At 39.1% G+C, this 6,717-nt stretch carries 6 protein-coding genes and 4 pseudogenes; 6 read left to right on the top strand and 4 right to left on the bottom strand.

The features are described 5' to 3' along the window. The 5 genes and pseudogenes from BM329_RS14575 to BM329_RS13725 form a co-directional block, all read left to right on the top strand. Nucleotides 1-83 (top strand): annotated as a pseudogene (locus BM329_RS14575) (IS5/IS1182 family transposase); the annotation flags it as partial. A 23-nt stretch (nucleotides 84-106) separates the two neighbouring features. Then, nucleotides 107-730 (top strand): annotated as a pseudogene (locus BM329_RS15140) (lysostaphin resistance A-like protein); the annotation flags it as partial. Between the two features lie 200 nt (nucleotides 731-930). Further along, complete coding sequence (gene gpmA, locus BM329_RS13735) at nucleotides 931-1,683, top strand: 2,3-diphosphoglycerate-dependent phosphoglycerate mutase (RefSeq protein ID WP_092554288.1); 753 nt, start codon at nucleotides 931-933, stop codon at nucleotides 1,681-1,683. A gap of 90 nt (nucleotides 1,684-1,773) precedes the next feature. Further along, nucleotides 1,774-2,280, top strand: a complete 507-nt coding sequence (locus BM329_RS13730) for a helix-turn-helix domain-containing protein (RefSeq protein ID WP_092554285.1) — start codon at nucleotides 1,774-1,776, stop codon at nucleotides 2,278-2,280. Between the two features lie 57 nt (nucleotides 2,281-2,337). Then, nucleotides 2,338-2,913: pseudogene (locus BM329_RS13725) on the top strand (IS3 family transposase); the annotation flags it as partial. A 79-nt stretch (nucleotides 2,914-2,992) separates the two neighbouring features. Here the strand turns inward: BM329_RS13725 and BM329_RS13720 are convergent. The 3 genes from BM329_RS13720 to BM329_RS13710 all read right to left on the bottom strand — a co-directional run bounded on the left by BM329_RS13720 (nucleotide 2,993) and on the right by BM329_RS13710 (nucleotide 5,454). Beyond that, nucleotides 2,993-3,388 carry a hypothetical protein gene (locus BM329_RS13720; RefSeq protein WP_092554279.1) on the bottom strand — a complete coding sequence of 132 codons (396 nt, stop codon included), beginning with the start codon at nucleotides 3,386-3,388 and terminating at the stop codon, nucleotides 2,993-2,995. A 70-nt stretch (nucleotides 3,389-3,458) separates the two neighbouring features. Then, on the bottom strand, nucleotides 3,459-5,045 hold the full coding sequence (locus BM329_RS13715; RefSeq protein WP_092554276.1) for a hypothetical protein: 1,587 nt from the start codon (nucleotides 5,043-5,045) through the stop codon (nucleotides 3,459-3,461). Then, complete coding sequence (locus BM329_RS13710; RefSeq protein WP_092554273.1) at nucleotides 5,035-5,454, bottom strand: hypothetical protein; 420 nt, start codon at nucleotides 5,452-5,454, stop codon at nucleotides 5,035-5,037. The genes BM329_RS13715 and BM329_RS13710 overlap by 11 nt, the downstream gene beginning before the upstream one ends. A 463-nt stretch (nucleotides 5,455-5,917) precedes the next feature. On the opposite strand from BM329_RS13710, the pseudogene BM329_RS13705 reads away from it, so the two are divergent. Continuing rightward, nucleotides 5,918-6,067: pseudogene (locus BM329_RS13705) on the top strand (transposase); the annotation flags it as partial. A 135-nt stretch (nucleotides 6,068-6,202) separates the two neighbouring features. Here BM329_RS13705 and BM329_RS13700 read toward each other — a convergent pair. Continuing rightward, nucleotides 6,203-6,717: IS630 family transposase (locus tag BM329_RS13700; protein ID WP_245759041.1), on the bottom strand; the 515-nt coding region annotated here is incomplete at its 5' end.

The raw sequence follows: 6,717 nt of genomic DNA, 5'->3' as shown, positions 1-6,717 counted from the left end.
CGACCCGTTACGCCAAAAACAGTGCATCGTTTCTTGCCGCAGTCCAAATCCGCTGCCTTGCTCTTTGGTTGAGTATTTCATGACGACGCCATCTAGAACTATTACAGAGTTATTATTGCTCATCTCTGGTATTTTATTGTTTCTACATTACCTTCCGGGTTTCCATAATCTGAAATATCTGGATAAGGTACAAGCAGGCTCACTCAGCGCACCTTTTACAATGTATTTCAACTTTGACAAGGCATTGTTGCCATTGATCTTATTATGCTGTATACCTGCTTTGTTTACCCGGAAGCCTGTAGTTAATGCACCTCCCCACGGCTGGGCGCTATTAATCGCAGCCATTCCCGCATTACTGTGGCTTGCAACGAAATTAGGCGGATTAGCTGTTGAGCTCCACTTCCCCAATTGGCTTCCTGCTTTCATCTTCGCTAATATTTTCTTTGTCTCTTTGGCAGAAGAAGCGCTGTTCCGCGGTTACATTCAGCAAAAGCTGAGCCAGTGGATGAACCCTTACTTCGCCCTTATCATGACTTCTTTGCTTTTCGGGATTGCCCATTTCGCAGGTGGCAGCCTGATAGTAATTTTCGCTACATTAGCAGGGCTAATTTATGGTATAGCATGGATGTGGAGTGGCCGTTTATGGGTGGCGGTTGCTTTCCATTTTTCACTCAATCTGATACATCTACTGTTTTTCACCTATCCAATAAAATCATTTATTACGAACTAAATTGAGTTCAGATCAAAAACTGTTGAATGTTTCCTCCCATTTTTCTCAGCCACAAAGTATGTACTTAACACAACTGTCACCAAATATGATTTAAAACAGGAGCTACGAGACTATTGTTTGCCGTTTCAGTCTATCGCGCCATATAATGCCCGCAGCGACCGTTTCATTTTGTATTAAAAAGTACTGATAGGAGTTTAAGCATGGCTGTAACTAAACTGGTTCTTGTAAGACACGGAGAGAGCGAGTGGAACAAAGAGAACCGTTTTACTGGCTGGACTGATGTTGAACTGTCTGACAAAGGCCGCTCTGAAGCACAACAAGCGGGTCAATTGCTGAAACAGGAAGGCTTCTCCTTTGATTTCGCCTATACTTCCGTTTTAAAACGTGCCATTCACACTCTGTGGAACATTCTGGATCAACTCGATCAGCAATGGCTGCCTGTCGAAAAAAGCTGGAAACTGAATGAACGTCACTACGGCGCGTTGCAAGGTCTGGACAAAGCAGAAACTGCCGCTAAATACGGTGATGATCAAGTTAAATTGTGGCGCCGTGGCTTTGCCATCACTCCCCCAGATTTGGCCAAAGATGATGAACGTTACCCGGGGCATGATCCTCGCTATGCAAATCTGAAACAAGAAGAACTCCCTGCAACAGAAAGTCTTGCAACCACGATTGAGCGCGTTGTTCCTTATTGGGAAGAAGTTATCAAATCCCGTGTAGAAAAAGGCGAAAAAGTTATCATCGCCGCTCACGGTAACTCTCTGCGCGCACTGGTGAAATACCTTGATAACATGGGCGAAGATGAAATTCTAGAGCTGAATATTCCAACTGCTGTGCCGCTGGTTTATGAGTTTGATGAAAATATGAAACCTATCAAGCGCTATTATCTGGGCAATGCTGATGAAATTGCTGCAAAAGCGGCGGCGGTAGCAAACCAAGGTAAAGCCAAGTAATCCTCAAGGATCACAGCAAAATAATACTAAAAGCCGGAAATAATTGAAGTGACCCCCAATAGTTGGACAACCAATTACTGGGGGTTTTTTATGTCTAAATATAGTCGTGAACTAAAAATCATGATTGCTAAACGATGTCTGGCAGGTAAAGCCTCGGATAAGCTATCAGCGGAATATTCAATCTCTTCGCGACAAATTCGATACTGGGCTCAAGTTGTTGCCATTCATGGTGATAACGCCTTTTTGCCAGCATCTCACTCTCTTTGTGCTGCAACAAAACTCCATGCTTTAAAATTAATGTGGACAAATGATTGGTCTCTCACTCACACTAGCGCAGTTCTCAATTTAACGACCCCGGGGACCTTATCAGTCTGGCTTGATAAGTATAATGAAACCGGTATCAAAGGGCTTGAAAGTCCTCAGCGAGGAAGATCCCCAATGAAGTCACGACCTAAAATCCCGCCAATGTCTGATGACGAAATGACAGTTGAGGAACTTAAAGAAGAATTAGCTTATTTACGTGCAGAGACTGCTGTCCTAAAAAAGTTAAAGGAGCTGGAACAGAAGAAACGCCAACGAGCAAAGAAAAAGCGTTAATTGTTTTAGCTCTTAAAAAGAAATATCCATTAAAGCACTGACTTTGTGCCATTAATCTTAAGGCCGAAGAAATATCGTTCTTATCGTGGAGAAGTGGGTAAAACAGCCCCGAATTGGTTAGCAAGAGATTTTCACGCGACAAAACCGAATGAGAAATGGGTAACGGATGTGACAGAGTTTAAAGTGAATGAACAAAAAGTCTATCTGTCACCTATTATTGATTTATTTAATCAAGAGGTTATCGCTTACAACGTGGCGAAAAAGGCGAGTCTGCCTTTAGTGACTGAAATGCTAAAAGAGGCATTAAATAGACTAGATGCTCACGCTAAGCCACTCATTCACAGTGATCAAGGTTGGCAATATCGACATAGGGCTTATCAAAAGCAGCTTGCGGATAAAGATATTAAGCAAAGTATGTCGAGGAAAGGGAACTGTTTGGATAATGCGATGGCCGAAAACTTTTTTGCCTTACTCAAAACGGAAATGTATCACCGGCGGCACTTTAAAGATGCTGATGAACTGATTGAAGAGATAGAAGAATACATCGAATATTACAATACAAAACGGATTAGGGTGAAATTAAAAGGCCTAACTCCGATAGAATATCGAAATCAGGCCTTACACGCCGTTTAACTAAAATGTCCAACTTTTTGGGGTCAGTTCACTTTACCGTCAAATTAGTGAGTTTTAGTGCCTTACTGCCTGGGTCTTATTAAAGAGCATTAGGATCGACCCACAAGGATTTGATGTAATTATTGGAGTCACAGAGGATCGAAACTGTTTGTCCGCTTGATGCAGCATAAATTGCTGTTGTAAGCATGGATTTTCCTGCAGCAGTATTGGTTAAAAACGCACCCCAATACCAGTTATAGTTGCCTTTATCGTCTTGGATTGTAAAAGTTAGCCAATCTTTATTGTTTTTATACGACGTAGATATAGAAACTAGGTAACCTTTGTTATTATCACAGTTTGTTGACGCATTAAGTTTATTTATTGGGTTAGTTATATTTGATGTAGATTGTGTGTTTACAATATCTGCAATGGCTACATTGCAGATTGCACACAAACTTAACCCAATTATATGAATTTTTTTAATAAATACTTTCATACTATTCTCATTTCAAAATTATTCCTGCTCTTAGGAGCATTAAAATTATGAGTATTACAAATATTCACTTTCACTCATATGTAGTATATTCAATTTTCCAGCTGATAGTTTTATCTTGTTTGAAGCAATAATTGGAAAAAATATCAAAACTATTCCTTGTTGTTATAGTAAATTGGCTATTTGATTTTGATTCAATCTCTTTTGAATCAGGGCCAGTGTTATAATAACAACTGGAAGACATATATGAAATTTTTGCTGTGCCACGACCTTGGTTATAAAAGGTTACATAGTTAGTCGATTCAAAATTAGCCGGTCCGTAAACTGAATTCTTTTTTTCTGTGTTTTGGATACTTGCAGTAGGCATTACATAATAATTTGATTCACCATCAGATATGTTCACATCAAACTTATTAGCTGACGAGTAGTCGCCAGTAGAAGGAGAGCATTTATTTTCGCTTCCATCGCATATTAGCTGTACTTTAATGTTACATCCATCTTTAGGCAAAAAAGTACTATACCAACTAAACCAACTATATTGAGTCTTGAGTTCAATTTCACAGGTTTTAGTAATGGGTTTTAGTTTATCCTGCAATAATGTATTAGGCTTATCTAGCAATAATATATTTGCAATAGGAAGAAGAGCTCTGGCTAGCGGGTAAATAGTAGTATAATCCTTGCAATTAAAAGTGTTGACATTAAGTGCAGATGCAATTTTTAGATTTTGTGATCCTACTCCGCAAACACTGCCTATGTAATTAATTAAAAAACGTCTTTCGATATCTGTCGGATGTAAATCCGTTTCTTCGATAGATCTTCCAAGATATCGTCTAAGTCTTAGAAGATAATCATCACTACGCTCCATCATAAGCGGTGGGCGAGGATCATATTCTTGGCTATAAATGGCAAAACGACTTAGGCTACCAATATCCTGTGAGCTATTATTTCTTAATTGGGGTAGGTAAGCTCTCACATCGTCTGGATGACCAAGACCTAATGCATGACCAAATTCATGTACACTTATAAAATATGTGAAAAGTTCAAAAAGCTGATTTGGTGTTAATCTCTCGCCAAAATAACTACCTAATTGTTCATAAAATAAATCGGTCACAGTTATCCATGAGTTATAATATATTCCATATTCAGGAAATATATGTGGATACTGAGAGCGTAATCTAGTGCCTTCCTCTGAAACAGGCGCTATCGTTATCGCCTCAATATCAGATGAATATCCAACCATAGTACGTATAAAAAAATTAGCGGGGCCACCTGTATGGGCCTGTTGTATATGAAAACCTTGCGGAGCTGTAATCGTATTCCAATATTGTGCAGCACGATTCACTATACTTGCTACATTAACCAAGTATGAATGGCCATTATACTGAAATATTATCCTTAGATTTTCTGGAACTTGATATCGAATGATATTGTTATAAGCAATTGACGGATTAAACGGTAGACTGGGTGCAGCCCCTACACGAGGAGAAAATAACATTGAGATAATACGGAATCTGAGATCCCTAATATTTTGATCATTATTATTAGGTGGTTGTGTTGTTTGTGAAAACGCAGAAGACGATAGTAACAAATATATCATTGCTATTATAGTAAATATTTTTTTATCATATTTTATGATATACAGCTTACAATTACCAAGCATCCGGACCAACCCATAATGACGTAATGTTAGGATAATTTGAACTTGTTGATATTACACATTGAGCATAGGCTTTTTGGCCGGAAACTGCCGCATAAAGCGCTAAAGCAAGCATAGATTTCCCTGCATCTGTATCAGCATCATATTGTGTATAATACCATTGGATGTTTTTTCTATCTTTATCCACAAATGAGATGGATATAAAATTTTTTACGTAATCCTGAGTATAAGTTGCATACCCACTTGCGACAGAGACCACATAACCTTCAAATGGGCTGTTTTGTTGGCAATTATTCCCTCTAAGAGTTTCTTCAAGATTAGATATCTTAGGTTTATCAGTTCCTGCATAGGCAAAATTGGTAATATTTATGGTTAAGAAAATTAAAACTATTTTTAACGCATTTATTTTCATAGTGTTATTACTCTTAACAAAAAAATAAGGAATTAGAATACACCAAGCAAAATAATTTATTAGACAATTGTGTTTGATGATATTGTCTGCACACTGCGATATGATGGTTTCTTTCATTTTGAGGTTGGATCATATCACAATCAAAGATAATAACTATATAGATTTCAATAAAATTGAGATAGCGTAGAGTTTCAAATTTTGAATTATGTTATCAATAAACGAACATCTGATGTTATGTCTGGGTTTCTGATGAATCCCTTTTTCTACCGTTTATATATCATAACCTCAAATAATTATTGCATAACCCATGTCTTGCAGCACCAGTATGAAAGTGAGCATCTATTAATACTTTTTTTCTACACCTTCCACGGCAGAATAATAGCCAGCTGACATTGATGTGGTTCAATGATTTTGGTCACTGTTATAGAGGTGATATTCTCACTTCGACAATTCAACAGGTGACATAATAAAAAGAAGTTTCAGCCCCGAATTTAAAGTAGAATCCGCTCAGTTAGTACTTGACCAAAACTACAGTATTGTCGAGGCCGCCAGCGCAATGAATGTCAGCCCATCAGCTCTGGGGCGCTGGGTTCGCCAGTTAAGTCAGGAACGGGCACCGTTGGCTGTTTTTTAGGGGAACCGTGATAACTGGATTGATGAGCAAGATTTAGCTGATTGGCGCCAGATCGCAAGCGGAGAGTTTCAACAACATGGTTTTGACGGTGGACATATAGCAGAATCAATATAATCAGACATAAGTCACATGCTCTGTAAACAGCTCATCAATAGAGCATCTTTCTCGTCTTCTTGTTGTTTTTGTTTCAGCCCATTTGTTTTCGATAGGATTTAAATCTGGGCTGTAAGGCGGAAGCCATTCTAACTGGCATCCGTGATCGGTTATCGCTTTTCGCGTGTCACCGCGTTTATGGAAAGGGGCATTATCCATCACAATCACTGTCCCCTTAGGGAGCTTCGGCAACAAATCTTGTGTCAGCCAGGCATGAAACACATTCGCATTAATGGTTCCGGCAAACAAACTTAAGGTCACAAAGGTATTTTTAATGATAGCACCAATGGCATTAATGCGGCCTTTGTGCTGCCAGTCATGTAAACCAAAACAGCGGGACCCTTTTAACGAATAGCCATGCGTACGTGGCATGGACTGCTCAAAGCCGCTTTCATCCAGATAAACAATCTGTTTGCCCGCCTGCTCATGATGGCGGATACGCTCGCCAAATACCTGACGAGCGTGTTCGTCAGCGG

It is taken from the genome of Xenorhabdus koppenhoeferi, assembly GCF_900116635.1.
GTDB classification, from domain to species: Bacteria; Pseudomonadota; Gammaproteobacteria; order Enterobacterales; family Enterobacteriaceae; genus Xenorhabdus; species Xenorhabdus koppenhoeferi.
This window is presented reverse-complemented; position numbering and strand designations above follow the sequence as displayed.